The 16,580-nt window shown below is 71.4% G+C and carries 16 protein-coding genes; 5 read left to right on the top strand and 11 right to left on the bottom strand.

Annotated elements, in window-relative coordinates:
• The first annotated feature begins 76 nt into the window (after window positions 1–76).
• A complete protein-coding gene (locus tag EDD93_RS14515; protein ID WP_123525542.1) occupies window positions 77–532 on the top strand; it encodes a hypothetical protein in 456 nt (151 codons plus the stop codon).
• On the opposite strand, the gene EDD93_RS14510 is transcribed toward EDD93_RS14515, so the two are convergent.
• Window positions 487–1,164: a GNAT family N-acetyltransferase gene (locus EDD93_RS14510; RefSeq protein WP_123525541.1), complete on the bottom strand. Its 678-nt coding sequence runs from the start codon at window positions 1,162–1,164 to the stop codon at window positions 487–489. The genes EDD93_RS14515 and EDD93_RS14510 overlap by 46 nt on opposite strands.
• A 497-nt stretch (window positions 1,165–1,661) precedes the next feature.
• Here EDD93_RS14510 and EDD93_RS14505 point away from each other — a divergent pair, with 497 nt between their 5' ends.
• From EDD93_RS14505 to EDD93_RS14495, 3 genes are all read left to right on the top strand, one after another.
• Window positions 1,662–2,771, top strand: coding sequence for a DUF1996 domain-containing protein (locus EDD93_RS14505; protein ID WP_185092317.1), 1,110 nt, complete (start codon window positions 1,662–1,664; stop codon window positions 2,769–2,771).
• A gap of 208 nt (window positions 2,772–2,979) precedes the next feature.
• Window positions 2,980–4,737 (top strand): discoidin domain-containing protein, encoded by a 1,758-nt coding sequence (locus tag EDD93_RS14500; RefSeq protein WP_123525539.1) that lies wholly within the window; start codon window positions 2,980–2,982, stop codon window positions 4,735–4,737.
• A gap of 18 nt (window positions 4,738–4,755) precedes the next feature.
• Window positions 4,756–5,202 carry a DoxX family protein gene (locus EDD93_RS14495; RefSeq protein ID WP_123527771.1) on the top strand — a complete coding sequence of 149 codons (447 nt, stop codon included), beginning with the start codon at window positions 4,756–4,758 and terminating at the stop codon, window positions 5,200–5,202.
• A gap of 78 nt (window positions 5,203–5,280) precedes the next feature.
• On the opposite strand, the gene EDD93_RS14490 is transcribed toward EDD93_RS14495, so the two are convergent.
• The 7 genes from EDD93_RS14490 to EDD93_RS14460 all read right to left on the bottom strand — a co-directional run bounded on the left by EDD93_RS14490 (window position 5,281) and on the right by EDD93_RS14460 (window position 11,470).
• Window positions 5,281–6,210 (bottom strand): CU044_5270 family protein, encoded by a 930-nt coding sequence (locus tag EDD93_RS14490; protein WP_123525538.1) that lies wholly within the window; start codon window positions 6,208–6,210, stop codon window positions 5,281–5,283.
• Entirely contained in the window at window positions 6,207–6,770 is a 564-nt protein-coding gene (locus tag EDD93_RS14485; RefSeq protein ID WP_123525537.1) for an RNA polymerase sigma factor, read from the bottom strand. The genes EDD93_RS14490 and EDD93_RS14485 overlap by 4 nt, the downstream gene beginning before the upstream one ends.
• Window positions 6,771–6,853: 83 nt before the next feature.
• The gene (locus tag EDD93_RS14480; RefSeq protein ID WP_123525536.1) at window positions 6,854–7,648 is read right to left on the bottom strand and encodes an SDR family NAD(P)-dependent oxidoreductase; all 795 of its coding nucleotides are present in this window, start codon (window positions 7,646–7,648) and stop codon (window positions 6,854–6,856) included.
• Entirely contained in the window at window positions 7,645–8,805 is a 1,161-nt protein-coding gene (locus EDD93_RS14475) for a serine hydrolase domain-containing protein (protein ID WP_123525535.1), read from the bottom strand. The genes EDD93_RS14480 and EDD93_RS14475 overlap by 4 nt, the downstream gene beginning before the upstream one ends.
• 66 nt (window positions 8,806–8,871) lie before the next feature.
• A complete protein-coding gene (locus EDD93_RS14470; RefSeq protein WP_123525534.1) occupies window positions 8,872–9,645 on the bottom strand; it encodes an energy-coupling factor ABC transporter ATP-binding protein in 774 nt (257 codons plus the stop codon).
• Window positions 9,642–10,403: a cobalt ECF transporter T component CbiQ gene (gene cbiQ / locus EDD93_RS14465; RefSeq protein ID WP_123525533.1), complete on the bottom strand. Its 762-nt coding sequence runs from the start codon at window positions 10,401–10,403 to the stop codon at window positions 9,642–9,644. Before cbiQ ends, EDD93_RS14470 begins: the two co-directional genes overlap by 4 nt.
• Window positions 10,403–11,470, bottom strand: coding sequence for an energy-coupling factor ABC transporter permease (locus tag EDD93_RS14460; protein ID WP_123525532.1), 1,068 nt, complete (start codon window positions 11,468–11,470; stop codon window positions 10,403–10,405). The genes cbiQ and EDD93_RS14460 overlap by 1 nt, the downstream gene beginning before the upstream one ends.
• 200 nt (window positions 11,471–11,670) lie before the next feature.
• On the opposite strand from EDD93_RS14460, the gene EDD93_RS14455 reads away from it, so the two are divergent.
• Window positions 11,671–12,042 carry an SsgA family sporulation/cell division regulator gene (locus tag EDD93_RS14455; protein ID WP_123525531.1) on the top strand — a complete coding sequence of 124 codons (372 nt, stop codon included), beginning with the start codon at window positions 11,671–11,673 and terminating at the stop codon, window positions 12,040–12,042.
• A 26-nt stretch (window positions 12,043–12,068) separates the two neighbouring features.
• Here the strand turns inward: EDD93_RS14455 and EDD93_RS14450 are convergent, their stop codons facing one another.
• From EDD93_RS14450 to EDD93_RS14440, 3 genes are all read right to left on the bottom strand, one after another.
• On the bottom strand, window positions 12,069–13,337 hold the full coding sequence (locus EDD93_RS14450) for an MFS transporter (RefSeq protein ID WP_185092316.1): 1,269 nt from the start codon (window positions 13,335–13,337) through the stop codon (window positions 12,069–12,071).
• 245 nt (window positions 13,338–13,582) lie between these two features.
• Complete coding sequence (locus EDD93_RS14445; protein WP_123525529.1) at window positions 13,583–15,811, bottom strand: MMPL family transporter; 2,229 nt, start codon at window positions 15,809–15,811, stop codon at window positions 13,583–13,585.
• Window positions 15,812–15,935: 124 nt separating this feature from the next.
• Complete coding sequence (locus tag EDD93_RS14440) at window positions 15,936–16,508, bottom strand: TetR/AcrR family transcriptional regulator (protein ID WP_123525528.1); 573 nt, start codon at window positions 16,506–16,508, stop codon at window positions 15,936–15,938.
• Window positions 16,509–16,580: the final 72 nt, after the last annotated feature.

The following is a 16,580-nucleotide window of genomic DNA, read 5'->3' as shown; positions in this document are numbered from 1 at the left end:
CCTTCGTCCCCCGCGGGGTCCGCTGCCCGCGTGCTGTACTGCCGCCCGTACGAACCGACTCCCCCGGAGGCTCCCCATGGCCCGGCTCCATGTGTGTACCGGCATCGACCCCGACGAACCGGATGCGCCCGCCGCCGTCCTCATCGTCGATCCCGAGGGCGGCCCGGGGGAGCGCGCCCTGGTCCGGCTCGGCGACTGCTGTCACGAGGCGAACGGGTGGGCGTACCTGCTGCAGACCGACGGCTGGGCCGAACACACCCGCGACGGCGGCGGACTGACGGTCGACGTCGCCGTCCACCCGGCCGGGCTGCGGGCGGTCGGTGTGGACCCCGACGGGTTTCCCGGCCGCTCGGCCGCCGACCCGGAGGCCGTGGTGATCCTGCGCGTGCGGACAGCGGACGCCCCGAAGGCGCCGCTGCCGCTGTCCGGGGGCACCGCCGTCTACGTGGCGGGCCCGGACGTCGCACCGGACGCACTGCTCGCGGACTACGACGGCTGGCCGATGGTCCTCATGCCGCCGCCCGAGGGCTGAGCCCCGTCCTCGGCGTCCCGCGTCAGGTCCATCACCATCACCGAGCCCCAGTCCTGCCGGTCCGCCTCCGTGAAGCCCATCCGGAGGTAGAACGCGTGCGCCCCCGGGTTGCCGCCGCCGACGCCCAGGTGCAGTCCCCGCACCCCGCGCTCGCGCAGGGCCGCCAGCAGGGCGTCCATCAGCCGGCGGCCGAGCCCCGCGCCCTGGCCGCGCGGCAGGATGTCGATGTGGAGGTGGGCCGGGTAGCGCTCGTACACCGCGTCCGGCTCCGGCGGTCCGGGGCGGTGGATGCGCTCCACGCAACTCCGGTCCCGCGTGCCGTCGCCGGGGCCTGCGGCCGGCCGGTGCGGGTAGCGGCGGCGCAGCGGCGGCCACCAGTGCTCCTCCAGCCAGCCGTCGAAGGCATGGGTGTCGGCGGTCGCCACGACGTAGCCGAGCACCCCCTGCTCGTCGGCGGCGACGAAGGTGAGGCCGGGGTCGGCGGCCGGGTAGGGGCCCGCGTAGATGTGCGGGAGCAGATCGGGGTCGCCGTAGAGCCCGCTCGCGTCCCGGCCGGAGTCGCCGGTGCGCAGGCACACCCGGTACATGCCGGGCAGGTCGAAGGGCCCGAAGGGCCGTACGTCGATGCTCATCGTGCCGCCGGCATCGCGAGCGGGAACCACGCCGAACGCGGGGTCCGCTGCCCGGTCCGGCGCCGGCCGTCACCGGTCTCCCGGTGCGGCTGGTCATCAGCCGGCCGCAGCAGTCGCTGCCGCAGTCCGGTTTCGCACGCACGTGGTTCGGCCGTCATCCCGGCAGCGTACGCAACCGGGCGGAGGCCGGCGCACGGCGAGGGTGCCGACCGGTGAAGTGTGCCGTCCGCCCTCAGGAACCACCTGCCCGACACCACCCCGGAACCCGTCTGTCACACAGGTGAAGTCCGGCGCCCGGCCCCATAGACCGGCCGATCCGCAATCCGGCCCAGGCCACAGCCTGTTACCAGAAGTAACCCGCCGCACCCCGGCAACTCCGGGCGGGTCGGCGGTCGTTCACCAACTATTGACACGCTCTTGTCAGGAGCGGAACACTCCGGAATGGGAGAGCGCTCTCCCACCTTCATGCACCCCCACCCACGCAGCAGGAGGTCTCCATGCCACGGAGGTCGAGAACACTCACCGGACTGCTCTTGTTCACCTCGCTGACCCTCACCACGGCAGGGGTCGCCGGGATCGCCGCGACAGCGAACGCGTCCACCGACAAGCCGGTCGCGGCGGCGGGCACGCATGCCGGGCACGCCGCGTACTCCATGCCGGGCATGCCCGGGATGGCCGCCTCCACCAAGGCATCGGGCGACGACCCGGACGGCGACGGCTACATCATGGCCGACCCGCCGGTCACCGGGGTGACCCCCTCGATGGAGGTGCCGCCGTCGGCGTACTTCCACGAGTTCCAGGCCAAGTGCGCCCCGACGCACACGGCCCCGGACGACCCGATCGTCTACCCGGGCCAGCCCGGCAAGTCCCACGACCACACGTTCATGGGCAACACCACGACCAACGCCTACACCACCGCCGCATCGCTGGAGACCGGCGACACGACGTGCCTGGCGCCCGGTGACAAGTCCGGGTACTGGATGCCGAGCCTCTTCAACGGGGAGCAGAAGATCCTCCCCGAGGGCGTCCAGACCATCTACTACAAGTCGGGAGTCACCGACTACCGGAGCGTGCGCCCCTTCCCGAAGGGACTGCGGTACGTCGTCGGCAGCCCGATGCAGACCCAGGACGAGTTCAAGAACCTCAAGGGCACCGTCGAGGGCTGGGAGTGCGGTGAGTCGTTCAAGAACTACGACTTCCCGGCCAGCTGCCCGACCAGCCGGGACACCTACCTCAACCTGCGCCTCCAGGCGCCGAGTTGCTGGGACGGCATCCACCTGGACACGCCCGACCACAAGAGCCACATGGCGTACCCGGTCGCCGGAGGCGCCAACTACAACTCGTGCCCGGCCGACCACCCCGTCGCCCTGCCGATGATCGAGTTCAAGATGGCCTGGCCGGTCAACGGCAACATGTCGCAGGTGAAACTGGCCAGCGGCAAGGGCTTCTCGTTCCACTACGACTTCATGAACGGGTGGGACGCCGCCACGCTCGACGCGATGGTCACCCACTGCGTCAAGGGCGGGCTCCAGTGCGACCCGCACGGCTATGACGAGAACCACCCCGAGAAGGGCGCCGTGCTCAACGGGGACTACGAACTCCCGTAGCCCGCACGGCCGGACGGTCGCGCGACCGGTCGGCCGAACCCCGGGTGGGGGGTCTTTTTTCGGCCCATCTTGGAGAGCGCTCTCCAAGATCACCCGGGGTCACTCCGCCCCCATCTGTCTCGCCACCAGCCACTTTCCCCACGTACCCCGCCCCCCACTTGCCCCATCTTCGCCACCCGCCTCCTTCCCCACCCTCAAGGAGAGTCACATGCACCATCCCCCCACTCGTACGGCCAAGCGCCTCGTAGCCCCCTTCGCGGCGGCGGCCATGCTGGCCGGCGCGATGGTCGCCCTCCAGGCACCCGCCGCCCAGGCGGCCGGCAGCGTCGTCAAGGTCACCGGTTCACAGGGCGCCTGGCAGCTGACCGTCGACGGTTCGCCGTACACCGTCAAGGGCCTGACCTGGGGCCCATCGGTCGCCGACGCCGAGAAGTACATGCCGGACGTGGCGTCCATGGGCGTCAACACGATCCGCACCTGGGGCACCGACGCCACCAGCAAGCCGCTCTTCGACACGGCGGCCGCCAACGGCGTCAAGGTGATCGCCGGATTCTGGCTCCAGCCGGGCGGCGGGCCGGGCAGTGGTGGCTGCGTCAACTACCTGACGGACACCCAGTACAAGAACGACATGCTCGCGGAGTTCCCCAAGTGGGTGGACACCTACAAGGACAACCCCGGCGTGCTGATGTGGAACGTCGGCAACGAGTCGACGCTCGGCCTGCAGAACTGCTACGGCGGTGACGAGCTGGAGGCCCAGCGCAACGCCTACACCACCTTCGTGAACGACATCGCGAAGAAGATCCACACGGTGGACCCCAACCACCCGGTCACCTCGACCGACGCCTGGACGGGCGCCTGGCCGTACTACAAGAGGAACGCGCCGGACCTCGACCTGTACGCCGTCAACGCCTACAACGCGGTGTGCAACGTCAAGTCCGACTGGGAGCAGGGCGGTTACGACAAGCCCTACATCGTCACCGAGACGGGCCCGGCCGGTGAGTGGGAGGTCGACGACGACGCGAACGGCGTGCCGACCGAGCCGGCCGACGTCGCCAAGGCCGAGGGTTACACCAAGGCGTGGGGCTGCATCACCGGCCACACCGGGGTGGCGCTGGGCGCCACGATGTTCCACTACGGCACCGAGGACGACTTCGGCGGCGTCTGGTTCAACCTGCTGCCCGGCGGCGAGAAGAGGCTCTCGTACTACGCCGTGAAGAAGGCGTACGGCGCCGGCACCTCGGGCGACAACACCCCGCCGGTGATCACGGACATGGCCGTGGACAACGCCACCACCGGTGTACCCACCGGCGGCGACGTGCGGATCAGCACGAAGGCGTCCGACCCGGACGGCGACGCGATCAGCTACCAGGTGCTGTTCAGCAGCAACTACATCGACCAGAACAAGGCACTCGTCCCGGCCGAGACCAAGGACAACGGCGACGGCACCCTGACCGCGAAGGCGCCGGGCAGGACGGGCGTCTACAAGGTCTACGTGAAGGCCACGGACGGCAAGGGCAACGAGGGCATCGAGACCAAGTCCGTCAAGGTGATCCCGCCGAAGGTGGACGGGACGAACGTGTCCCAGGGCAAGACCGCCACGGCGTCCTCGTTCCAGACCGACCCGACCGGCGGCTGCCCCTGCGCGGCGGCCAACGCGGTGGACGGCAAGTTCGACACCCGCTGGGCCAGTGACTGGAGCGACCCGCAGTGGGTCCAGGTCGACCTGGGCGCCTCCACGACCTTCAAGCACGTGCAGCTCGCCTGGGACCCCGCGTACGCCAAGGCCTACGACATCCAGACGTCCGAGGACGGTCAGAGCTGGACGACGGTGAAGTCGGTGACCGACGGCAACGGCGACATCGACGACGTCGACGTGAACGGCACGGGCCGCTACGTGCGGATCAACGGTACGGCGCGTGGCTCCGGCTACGGCTACTCGCTCTACGAGTTCGGCGTCTACAGCTGACAGGAGAACGGCCTCATGATGATCAATAACCTGGGGCGGGCACAGCCCTACGCACTCAGCCTGTTCCGCATCGTCATCGGGCTGCTGTTCACCTGCCACGGGACCGCCTCGCTGTTCGGGCTCCTGGGCGGTGCGCAGGTGCCTGCGGGCACCTGGCCGGGCTGGTACGCGGCCGTCATCCAGCTGGCCGGGGGCGCCCTGGTGCTCCTCGGTCTCGGTACCAGAACGGCCGCTCTGGTGGGCTCCGGCTCCATGGCGTTCGCGTACTTCGACGTGCACCAGCAGCGGGGCCTGCTCCCGATGGAGAACGGCGGCGAGGCCGCGGTCTTCTTCTGCTGGACCCTGCTGCTGATCGTCTTCTCCGGACCGGGCCCGCTGGCCGCCGACCGGCTGTTCTCCTCCCGCGGAGCCTCCCGGGACGAGACGGAGGTCCGGCGCGAGCGGCGCCTGCGGGTACCCGCCTGAGGGGACGGGTACCCCGCACACCGGCCTCCCGGGACTGCCCCCGGGGGGCCGGTGTCGCACTGTGCGCGGCCCGGGGCCTCAGCGGGTGCTGTTCGCCGGGCCCGCGTGCAGGTAGGTGTCCCGCTGGCTGGTGTGGTGGTCTTCGCCGCCCGGGGTGTAGTTGCGTTCGAGGAGCCGGCCGTCCGAAGGCTTCATGATCCAGTGCGGATTGTGGTCGCTGTGCTCGCGGGAGTTCTGCGTCCACTTCCAGAAGACCTCGGTGCCGGTCCGGCCCGCCCCGTCCTTCACCCCTTCGGTCACCCGGGCGCCCGGAGTGCCCGCGAGCACCCGGTAGAGCGCGGCCCGCAGGCCGGGCGGGACGGGGGCGTCGGTCAGCAGCTGCCCGGCCTGCATGACGGTCTGCTCGGCGGCGGCTTCCTCTCCCCCCGCACCGGCCGCCAGGGCCCGGCGCAGGGCGTCCGGCCGGGTGGGCAGAGCGCCGAGGCCGTCCCAGCCCACCTCCCGGTCCCCGACGAGCCAACTGGTGCCCGCCGGGTTCTCCTTGATGACGGTCTTACCGTTCTGCATCCGGATGAAGACGCCGTCGCGGCTCAGATAGGTGTCGTCGGTGTGGACCCCGTTGCCCTCCACCCACCGCCGCACGGTGGTCTTCCAGTACGGGGCGTCGCTCGCTCGGCCGGCGGCGGCCCGGTCGGCCATGGCGGTGAACACCTCGGACGCCGATGCGGTGGCCGTGGGCTCGTCCCCGGTGACCGGGAACACGGCGACTGCCGCCGCGACGGCGGCGACCGCGGCGGCGCAGACGAGCATCCGGCGGCGACCGGGCCGGGGGCCGGCCGCGGGGGCGGAAGCCGCAGGGGCCCCGGTCTCCGCGGCGATCGCTCCGAGGACGAGGGAGTGGGCCCGCGCCTGCACGGCGGGGTCCAGCGGTTCGATCCGTCCGGAACGCTCAAGGGCGGCGGCGCCGGGGAAGTCGAGCAGATCGGTGTGGCGGTCCGTGTGTGTCATGCGAAGTCTCCCATCAGGGTGGTGCGGGCCGGGCCGGAGAGTCCGTCGCGCAGCCGGGTGCGGGCCCGGTGCAGCCGGGAGCGGGCCGTGCCCGTGGGTATGCCGACGGCGGCGGCCGCCTCGGCTGGGGTCAGCTGCTCCCACGCCACCAGGAGCAGCAGCTCTCGCTCCGTCTCGGGCAGTTCAGCGAGTCGGTCGCGCAGCTCCTCGCCCACCGCAGCGGCGTCGAGCCGCTGGTCGACGGCCTGCCACGGGTCGCCCACGGTGGCGTCGGCGGACACCTGCGGGCGGGTGGCGGCACGGGCCACGGTCTGCCGGTGCCGGGCCAGGACGTTCCTGGCGACGCCGAACAGCCAGCCCCTGGCGGAGCCGCGTACCGCGTCGTAGGTGCGGCGGTGGGCGTAGGCCTGGAGCCATACCTCGGAGAGCAGGTCGTCGGCGGCCGCGGGTGCCCGGCGTACGAGATAGCCGTGCAGGGCGGCCGAGTGCCGGGCGACCAGCGGTTCGAAGGCCGTCGGCTCCCGTGCGGCGCGACTGAGCAGATCCTCGTCCGGATCCATGGAGTCTCCTGTCCGATCCCGCCCGGGGTGGCGGTCTCACCCCGTACTTGCACAGGAGCGGGGCGGGCGTTCGCGGCGGCCCGCTACTCCTTGGTGAGCGCCTGCCGGAAGCCGGTGTTCACCGCGGTCAGCCCGCCGTCCACGCACAGCGTCGTGCCGGTGACCCAGGCCGCGTCGCGGGAGGCGAGGAAGGCGACCGCGGCGGCGATGTCCTCGGGCTCGCCGACCCGGCCGAGGGGGTAGAGGCCGCCGACCCGGGAGAGTTCGCCCTCGCGGCCGGACCAGGCGTCGGTACGGACCGTGCCGGGCGCGACGAGGTTGACCCGCACGCCGCGCGGTCCGGCGTGGCCGGCGAGGGTCCGGGTGAGGCTCGTCAGGCCCGCCTTGGCCGCGCTGTAGGCGTGGTTGCCGAAGTCCTGGATTCCGTTGACGGACCCGATGCTGACGATCGCGCCCCGGCCGGACGCCGCGAGGTGCGGCAGCGCGGCGCGTGCGCACCGGTAGGCGCCGCTGAGGGTGACGTCGAGGTCCCGTTCCCAGACGTCGTCCGGCTCGTCCTCGAACAGCGCCTGGTCGGGGGCGCACGAGTAGGCGTTGTTCACCAGCACGTCGAGCGCGCCGAACTCCGCGACCGCGTACGCAACCGCCGCCTCGACCGCCGCCCGGTCCGTCACGTCGCAGGCCAGCGACCGCGCCCGGCCGCCCGCCTCGGCTATGTCCGCGGCCACCCGCGCGGCCCGGTCCGGGTCCAGGTCGGTGACCAGGACCCGGGCGCCCTCGGCCGCGAGGCGTCGGGCCGTGGCGGCGCCGATGCCCTGGCCCGCACCGGTGATGAGGACGCCGTATCCGTCGAATCGCGTGAGCGTGGCAGAAGTCATAGCGCCGACCGTACTGCCCGGACCAGTGCCTGGGCGCGGGGGTCGGCGGTGACTCCCTTCTGCAGACCGTTCGTCACATAGCCGAGCGCGATGCCCGATTCGGGGTCCGCGAAGCCGAGCGAACCGCCCCGGCCCGGGTGGCCGAAGGAGCCCGGGGCCAGCAGCGGGGAGGCCGGTCCGTGGAGCATGTAGCCCAGCCCGAAACGGGTGTTGACGACCAGCACCCGGTCCGGGCCGGCGGACTCCTCGGTGCGGGCCAGGGTCAGGGTGGCGGGGGCGAACAGCCGGTGGCCGTCGACCGGGCCGATCATCGCGGCGTAGCAGCGGGCCAGGCCCCGGGCGGTGGCGATGCCGTTGGAGGCGGGGAGTTCGGCGGCCCGGTAGCCGGGTTCGTTCTCGTCGGGGAACGGGTCGATGGCGCCGAACGCCCGGCGGGTCAGTGAGTCCGGGTCGCGGTAGGCGTCGACGACCGAGCGCTTGGGGCGCATCCGCAGCGCGCCCGTGCCCTCGCCCGCAGGTGCCTCGACGGGGCCGATCCGGCCGACCCGGTGGGCCTCGTCCGCGGGGAGGCCGAACCAGAAGTCCAGGCCGAGCGGGCGGGCGATCTCCTCGGCGACCCAGCGGCCCACGGTGCGCCCGGTGACGCGTCGCACCAGTTCGCCGACGAGCCAGCTGTAGGTCTGCGCGTGGTAGCCGTGGTCGGTGCCGGGCTCCCACTGGGGGCGCTGGGCGGCGACCGCCTGCGGCCCGCTCACCCCGTCGGCCGCCTCGTCGGGGGTCAGCGCCCGGTCCAGGGCGGGGATGCCGGCCCGGTGGGCGAGGAGATCGCGGACGAGGACGCGCTCCTTGCCGTTGGCCTTGAACTCCGGCCAGTAGGTGCCGACGGGGGCGTGCAGATCGATCTGGCCGCGCTGGTGCAGCAGCAGCGGGACGGCGGCGGCGATGCCCTTGCCGGCCGAGCGGACGACCTGCACGGTGTCCACGGCCCAGGGTTCGGCGCCGTCGACGTCCCTGGTCCCGGCCCACAGGTCGACGACCTTGTGCCCGTGCCGGTAGACGGTGACCGCTGCCCCTCGGTCGCCGCGCTGTTCGAAGTTACGGATGAAAGCATCCCGGACCGGTTCGAATCCGGGCACCACTGCGCCCCGTACGTCCACGCCTGTTCCCGCGCTCCCGCTCATCCCTCCATGGTGCATTGCGCCGCAGGTCGCAGGAGGGGCGGGTTACCCGATGTTCACCGTCACGGAGCGCGGGTCGAACCCGAAGGGGAGCTCCAGCCGGTGGGCGCGCATCAGTTCCTCGTCGCAGAGGAGGTTCTGGGTGCGGTCGTCGGCGGCGATGACGCCCTCGCTGAGGATGACGGCCCGGCCGCACAGCTCCAGGGCGTACGGCAGATCGTGCGTGACCATCAGCACGGTCACGTCCAAGGAGCGCAGGATGTCGGCCAGTTCGCGGCGGGAGGCCGGGTCCAGGTTGGAGGAGGGCTCGTCCAGGACGAGGATCTCCGGCCGCATCGCGAGGACCGTGGCGACGGCGACGCGGCGGCGCTGGCCGAAGGAGAGGTGGTGCGGGGGCCGGTTGAGGAACTCCTCCATGCCGACCTGCTTCAGCGCGTCGGTGACCCGTTCCTCCAGTTCGGCGCCGCGCAGTCCGCCGGACGCGGGCCCGAAGGCGACGTCCTCGCGGACGGTGGGCATGAAGAGCTGGTCGTCAGGGTCCTGGAAGACGATGCCGACGCGGCGCCGGATCTCGGCCAGGTTGCGCTTCTCGACCGGCAGCCCGGCGACCCGGACACTGCCGGCGCCCGCGTCGAGGATGCCGTTGAGGTGCAGGACGAGGGTGGTCTTGCCGGCGCCGTTCGGGCCGAGCAGGGCGACGCGCTCGCCGCGGGCGACGGTCAGGTCGACGCCGAAGAGCGCCTGGTGGCCGTCGGGGTAGGCGTAGGCGAGGCCGCTGACTTCGAGGGAGGGCGGTACGGGGTCGGGATCGGGGCTCATACGGTCCATCCCAGCAGACACACGACGAGGGCGAGCAGGGGGAGTGCCGAGGCGTACGCCCACTGGGTGCGCGAGGCGGTCACCTCGTCGATGACCGGCATGGTGCCGGTGTAGCCGCGGCTGACCATCGCGAGGTGGACGCGCTCCCCGCGCTCGTAGGACCGGATGAACAGCGCGCCCGCCGATTTGGCCAGCACGCCCCACTGCCGCACCCCGCGCGCCTCGAAGCCGCGCGAGCGGCGGGCGATGGACATCCGCCGCATCTCGTCGGTGATCACATCGCCGTACCGGATCATGAAGGAGGCGATCTGGACGAGCAGCGGCGGCAGCCTGAGGCGTTGCAGACCGAGCAGCAGCGAGCGCAGTTCGGTGGTGGAGGCGAGGAGTACGGAGGCGGCGACGCCGAGGGTGCCCTTGGCGAGCACGTTCCAGGCGCCCCAGAGGCCGGGGACGCTGACGGAGAGGCCGAGCACGTGGGTCTGCTCGCCAGGCACCACGAACGGCATGAGCAGCGCGAACGCCACGAACGGGACCTCGATCAGCAGCCGCTTGAGGAGGAAGCCGGCCGGAATGCGGGCCAGCACGGTGACGCCCGCGATGAGCAGCGCGTACAGCCCGAAGGCCCACACCGCCTCGCGCGGGGTGGTGACGACGACCACGACGAAGCAGAAGACTGCGGCAAGCTTGCAGTGCGGCGGCAGGTCGTGGACCGGCGAGTGCCCGTGCCGGTAGAGCTTGTGGGCGTGCCCCGCGCCCATCAGACCTTCTCGTCGGTGCGGGAGTCGCTGCCGGCCGGTTCGTCGCCCTTGCGACGGCGGCGGGTGACGACGTAGAACGCGCCGCTGCCGACGACGAGGGTGGCGCCGACGCCGATCACGCCGGCCAGGCCGCCGGAGATCCGGGCGTCGGAGACGTCCTTGACGCCGTAGTCGGCGAGCGGGGAGTCCTTGGACGCGTGCTCCTCGGCCTTCTTGTCGATGCCCTGGTCGGTGGCGACCTTCTCCAGGCCGTCGGGGTTGGCGGAGGCGTAGAAGGAGACGAAGCCGGCCAGGACCAGCGCGGTGACCAGGCCGGTGGCCCACAGGCCCCGGTTGGAGCGGGCGGCGGGTGCGGCGGCGACGGGCTCGCGGGCGGGTGCGTCGACGAGTTCGCCGTCGATGCGGAGCTTGAGCGGGGCGGTGAGTCCGCGGGCGCCGTGGACGAGGTCGGGGCGTACGGCGATGACGGCGCCGACGGTCAGCGCGGTGATCACGGCCTCGCCGATGCCGATCAGGACGTGGACGCCGACCATCGCGGTGAAGACCTTGCCGATCGGGATGTCGGTGGTGCCGCCGATCCAGTACATCAGCGTGAAGGCGCAGGCCGCGGCCGGTACGGAGACGAGCGCGGCGACGAAGGCGGCGGCGGTCATCGAGCGGCGGGTGCGCGGCAGCAGGCCGGTGAGGCCGCGGAAGAGGGCGTACGCGACGACGGTGGTCACGATGCCCATGTCCAGGATGTTCACGCCGAGCGCGGTGAGCCCGCCGTCGGCGAACAGGATGCCCTGCATCAGCAGGACGACGGAGATACAGAGGATTCCGGTGTACGGCCCGACCAGGATGGCGGCCAGCGCCCCGCCCAGCAGGTGGCCGCTGGTACCGGCGGCCACCGGGAAGTTCAGCATCTGCACGGCGAAGATGAACGCGGCGACCAGCCCGGCCAGCGGCGCGGTCCTCTCGTCCAGCTCCCGGCGGGCCCCCTTCAGGCTGACGGCCACGGCACCGGCGGCCACGACTCCGGCTACGGCGGAGACGGGGGCGTTGATGAATCCGTCGGGTACATGCATGGGGGAGGCTCCGCTTCCTGCGTTACTGCGTTGCTGCGCGGGGTCATGAACCTCTCAATAATAGAGCGCTGTTGCGAACCGTTCGCAAGAGCGTTGCCGTCACAACTACCCAAGGCCCTCACAGTGCTCTTTTCGTAAAATATGGGACATTGGAGGACGAAGACGTACAGAAAAGGCGTATGTACAGGAGGAGCCGGCCCATGTCCCCCGTGATCAGAGAACATGCCCGAGCCCGGCTCGTCACAGACGCCCGCGACCTGCCCGTGGTCCCGGTCGAGCTGCGTTACGACACCGCCGACGATCCGCATACGATCCGGGTCGCCTTCCCCGGCGGCACCGAGTGGGCCCTCGAACGCGAACTGCTGGAGCGCGGGCTGCGCGCCCCGGTCGAGCACGACAGCTACCGGATCTGGCCGTGCGGCCGGGCCCAGCTGGTCGTCGAGCTCCATTCGGCGGCCGGCGTCGAGGTGGTCCAGTTCGACAGCGCCCCCCTGATCCGCTTCCTGCGGCGCACCCACACCGGGGCCAGGGCCGAAACCCCCGGAGCCAGGTCCGAGGCCGCTCCCGCCTGACCCGCGCCGGGAGCGGGCTCAAGCGCTCACGGAACCACCACGCCGCCGGGGCGCGCGCCGGCGGCCCGGACGACCTTGTCGATCGTGAGGATGGGCAGGACGGTGGCGGCGCCTCCGGCCACGCCGATCCACAGGGTGGGGACGACGCCGATCGCCGTGCCCAGCCAGCCCGCCGCGAGCGCCGCGAGCGGCATGCTGCCCCACACGACGAAGCGGATGGAAGCGTTCATCCGGCCGAGCAGGTTCCTGGGGCAGAGCTGCTGCCGCAGGCTGACCTGGGTCACGTTGTAGAGCAGCGCCCCGGCCGTGAGCCCGAACTCCCCGACCAGCAGGACCGCTGCGGCCAGGGCCCGGTCGGATTCGCCGGCCAGGGCCGCGAGGGGGCTGGCCGCGGTGAAGAACGCGGCGGTGAGCAGTCCAGCCGACATGATCGCGCCGGCCCCGTGCCGCCGCCGGGCCCGGGGGGCGAGCACCGCTCCCAGCACTCCGCCGACGGCGCCGCAGCTCATGACGAGCCCGAGCATGAACGCGTCGAAGCCGATCGTGCGCATGACCAGTACGGGGACCAGGGTGGCCACCATCGTGGCGAAGAAGTTGGACACGCCCATGGACACCGCGAGCCGCCGGATCACCGGCTGGTCCCGGACGAAGCGCAGCCCTTCCGCGATGTCCGCCCCCAGCCGCCCCCTGGTCCGGGGAGCCAGGTCGGACCTCTGCTCACCGTCCTCGGTCACCGCCAGGCACAGGAAGCCGGCGAGGTAGGCGAAGGCGTCCACGAGCAGGACGACGGGCGCGCTCACGGCCCGCATGAGCAGCCCCGCCAGCGCGGGTCCGGCCAGGGTGGACACCTGCGCCGTCGATTCCAGGCGCGCGTTGGCCGGGGCGATGTCGCGCCCGGGTACGAGGACGGGGACGTAGGACTGGTAGCCGACGTCGAAGAAGACCGTGACCACGCCGACGACCAGCGCGACCGCGTACAGCGCCCCCATCCCCAGGTCGCCCGTGCACCACAGGACGGGGATGACGAGTACGGCCAGGGCGCGGGCGAGGGCGGCCCACATCATCGTCCGGCGCTTGAACATCCGGTCCACCCACACGCCTGCGGGCAGGCCGATCAGGAGGTAGCAGACGGTGGACGCGGCGCCGAGCAGGCCCACCTCCCGGCTGCCGGCATGCAGGAGCTCGACAGCCGTGACGGACAGTGCGAGCGTGCCGACGCGCGTCCCCAACTGGGAGAGCGTCTGCCCGAACCAGAACCGCCTGAAGTTCGTCGAGGCCACGGAGTACGTGCTCACGCGACGTACCGTACTCGGCGCCGCCCCGGCCGCACCGGCGCCCCCGGACCCGCCGAAAGCCCGGCGGAAGGGGGCGTCCCACGACGCCCCAGGCCCGCCCCGTGGCATGCCGAGAGCCCCCGTGCACACCAGGTGCACGGGGGCTCTCGTCGCTCCGGTCCCCCGTCCCCACAGGTAACCGGCGCTTCCGGGGCCGCGCTCCGCTCAGACGCGGCTCCGGAGGTCAGCGGCTCTCGGTGAGAGGCTCAGACGCGGGTCAGCTCGCGCTCGCCGCCGTGGTCGGGACCGGCGCCGTCGTCGGCGGAGGCGCCGAGCTCCTTGCGCAGCCCCTCACCCTCCACGTCGACGTTGGGCAGCACCCGGTCCAGCCAGCGCGGCAGCCACCAGGCCCGCTTGCCGAGCAGGGCGAGGACCGCGGGCACGATGGCCATCCGGACGATGAACGCGTCGAAGAAGACGGCGATGGCCAGGGAGAAGCCGATCATCTTGATCATCTGCTCGCTGGAGCCGATGAATCCGGAGAAGACGGCCATCATGATCACGGCTGCGGCCGTGACCACCCGGGCACCGTGCTTGAAGCCGGTGACGATCGCCTGGCCGGGCTTCTCGCCGTGGACGTACGCCTCCCGCATCCGGGTCACGAGGAAGACCTCGTAGTCCATCGCGAGACCGAAGACGACACCCACCATGAAGATCGGCATCATCGACATGATCGGACCGGTCTGCTCGACCCCGAAGAGCGAGCCGAGCCAGCCCCACTGGAAGACCGCGACGACCGCGCCCAGGGCCGCGACGACCGAGAGCAGGAAGCCGAGCGCCGCCTTCAGCGGTACCAGGATCGACCGGAAGACCACCATCAGCAGCAGGAAGGCGAGGCCGACGACGAGGGCCAGGTAGGGCAGCAGCGCGTCGTTCATCTTCTGCGAGAAGTCGATGTTCATCGCGGTGGCACCGGTGACCAGGACCTGGGACCCGGTGTCGGCCTTGATGTCCGTACCCGCGTCGCGGATCGCGTGGACCACGTTCTCGGTCTCGACCGAGCTCGGCCGGTCCTTCGGGACGACGGTGATCATCGCCGCGTCGCCGGCCTTGTTGAAGTGGGCCGGGGTGACGGCGACGACACCCTTCATCTCGGAGATCTCGTCACCGACCCGCTTGGCCGCCGCCTTGCCGTCGGAGCTGTTCTCGGTGTCGACGACGACCATCAGCGGGCCGTTGAAGCCGGGGCCGAAGCCGTCGGAAAGCAGGTCGTAGGCGCGGCGCTGGGTGGTGCTGGTGGGCTGGGAGCCGTCGTCCGGCAGGCCCATCTCCAGCGAGGCGGCCGGGATCGCGATGGCGCCCAGGCCGAGGACGCCGACGAGCAGCACCCACACGGGCTTGCGCAGCACGAACCGTGCCCAGCGGGTGCCCATGTTCGGCTTGGCCTCGGGCCGGTTCTCGGCCTCGGCGGCCTTGCGCGCCTTGCGCCCCATGACCCGCTTGCCCGCGAAGCCCAGCATGGCCGGGACGAGGGTGAGCGCGATGAGGACGGCGATGGCGACCGTGCCGGCGGCGGCGAAGCCCATCTTCGACAGCATCGGGATGTTGACGACGGCCAGTCCGACCAGGGCGATGACCACGGTGAGCCCGGCGAAGACGACCGCGGAGCCGGCCGTGCCGACCGCCCGTCCCGCCGCTTCCTCGCGTTCCCGGCCCTCGGCCAGTTCGGCGCGGTAGCGGGAGACGATGAACAGCGCGTAGTCGATGCCGACCGCGAGGCCGATCATCATCGCGAGGGTCGAGGTGGTGGAGCCGAGGTCCAGCACATTGGCCAGCGCGGTGATCGTCGAGACGCCGATGCCGACACCGATCAGCGCGGTGAGCAGTGGCAGCCCCGCCGCGATGAGCGAGCCGAAGGTGATGACGAGCACCACCGCGGCCAGCGCGATGCCGATGACCTCGGTGGCACCGGTCTCCGGCATCACCTGGAGCGCGTCACCGCCGATCTCCACGGTCATCCCGGTCTTCTGGGCCGCTTCGCCCGCGTCCTCCAGGGCGTCCCTGGTGGCGTCGGTCAGCTCCATCGAGTTGACCTTGTAGGTCACCGAGACGTACGCGGTCGAGCCGTTCTTGGAGACGGCGTCACCGGTGTACGGGTCGGCGACCGAGGCCACCTGGTCCGAGCCGGACTTCAGCTGCGCGGTGATCTTCTTGACGTCGGCCTTGTTGGCCGGGTCCGTCATCTTCTCGTTCGCGGGTGCCTTGAAGACGATGCGCGCGGTCGCGCCGTCGGCGCTGGCCTCGGGGAATCGCTGTTCCAGCAGGTCGAAGGCCTTCTGCGCCTCCGTGCCCGGGATCGAGAAGGAGCTGGAGGTGGCGGTGGACGCGGAGGCCGCGCCGAATCCGGCGAGCGCCAGCAGGGCCACCCAGATCAGGGCGACATAGCGGCGGCGCCGGAAGGCGAGCCGCCCGATTTTGTAGAGGAATGTGGCCACGGAGGCGTACTCCCGGTCAGGTCGTTGAGTGGAAAAAGGCGTGAGGAACCAGCCCGACGACGAGAGCGGCGTGTCAGGTGGGGCTTTTGGGGAGAGGGCCGTGCGGGTGCCGTGGGGACGGCTGTCAGACTCCGAGAGCGGGGAGAATCACGGAATCGACGTAGTCGGTGAGGAAGGCGTGGTCTACAGCGCGGTCCTCGATCAGTTGCCGAGCGGTGAAAGCACCGATCAGCATGTGCGGTACGTACTTCAGCGCCGGATTGTCCGGACGCAGCTCACCCCGGTCCAGAGCTCGGTTCAGCAGCACTTCGAGACCGGAGAGCTCCGGCTCGACCAGCAGTGCGCGCAGGGCCTGGAGCAGGTCGGGGTTGTCGTGGACGGCATGGCTCAGACCCCGCATCAGCGCGGCGTCCTTCTCCATCTGACAGTCATCGGTACGGCTCAGGACGGCGTAGAAGTCACCGCGCAGCGAGCCGGTGTCGACTTCGCCGAGGGAGACGGGCTTGTTGTGCCGCAGAGCCGTGACGACGAGCTCGGGCTTGCTCCCCCACTGGCGGTAGAGGGTGGCCTTGCTGGAACGGGTGCGTGCGGCGACGGCGTCCATGGTCAGGGCGTCGTAGCCGACCTCGCGGAGCAGGTCGAGCACAGCTGCGTACAGCTCGCTCTCGCGTTCGGGCGTGAGCCGTGTGCGTGCCATGTGCCAACCCCCGTTCCCGAGCTCGTGCGATGTGTACGTCACTCGATCGAACGTGAGTCAATCGAACGAAAC

It is taken from the genome of Streptomyces sp. 840.1 (assembly GCF_003751445.1).
Taxonomy (GTDB): Bacteria; Actinomycetota; Actinomycetes; order Streptomycetales; family Streptomycetaceae; genus Streptomyces.
This window is presented reverse-complemented; position numbering and strand designations above follow the sequence as displayed.

Bases quoted from the DNA above. Each gene is read 5' to 3' on its own strand.
- EDD93_RS14455 (WP_123525531.1), top strand. From the start codon at position 11,671: ATGTCCCCCGTGATCAGAGAACATGCCCGAGCCCGGCTCGTCACAGAC.
- EDD93_RS14485 (WP_123525537.1), bottom strand. From the start codon at position 6,770: ATGGATCCGGACGAGGATCTGCTCAGTCGCGCCGCACGGGAGCCGACG.
- EDD93_RS14440 (WP_123525528.1), bottom strand. From the start codon at position 16,508: ATGGCACGCACACGGCTCACGCCCGAACGCGAGAGCGAGCTGTACGCA.
- EDD93_RS14500 (WP_123525539.1), top strand. From the start codon at position 2,980: ATGCACCATCCCCCCACTCGTACGGCCAAGCGCCTCGTAGCCCCCTTC.
- EDD93_RS14515 (WP_123525542.1), top strand. From the start codon at position 77: ATGGCCCGGCTCCATGTGTGTACCGGCATCGACCCCGACGAACCGGAT.
- EDD93_RS14460 (WP_123525532.1), bottom strand. From the start codon at position 11,470: ATGCATGTACCCGACGGATTCATCAACGCCCCCGTCTCCGCCGTAGCC.
- EDD93_RS14470 (WP_123525534.1), bottom strand. From the start codon at position 9,645: ATGAGCCCCGATCCCGACCCCGTACCGCCCTCCCTCGAAGTCAGCGGC.
- EDD93_RS14490 (WP_123525538.1), bottom strand. From the start codon at position 6,210: ATGACACACACGGACCGCCACACCGATCTGCTCGACTTCCCCGGCGCC.
- EDD93_RS14510 (WP_123525541.1), bottom strand. From the start codon at position 1,164: ATGAGCATCGACGTACGGCCCTTCGGGCCCTTCGACCTGCCCGGCATG.
- EDD93_RS14505 (WP_185092317.1), top strand. From the start codon at position 1,662: ATGCCACGGAGGTCGAGAACACTCACCGGACTGCTCTTGTTCACCTCG.
- EDD93_RS14480 (WP_123525536.1), bottom strand. From the start codon at position 7,648: ATGACTTCTGCCACGCTCACGCGATTCGACGGATACGGCGTCCTCATC.
- EDD93_RS14495 (WP_123527771.1), top strand. From the start codon at position 4,756: ATGATCAATAACCTGGGGCGGGCACAGCCCTACGCACTCAGCCTGTTC.
- cbiQ (WP_123525533.1), bottom strand. From the start codon at position 10,403: ATGGGCGCGGGGCACGCCCACAAGCTCTACCGGCACGGGCACTCGCCG.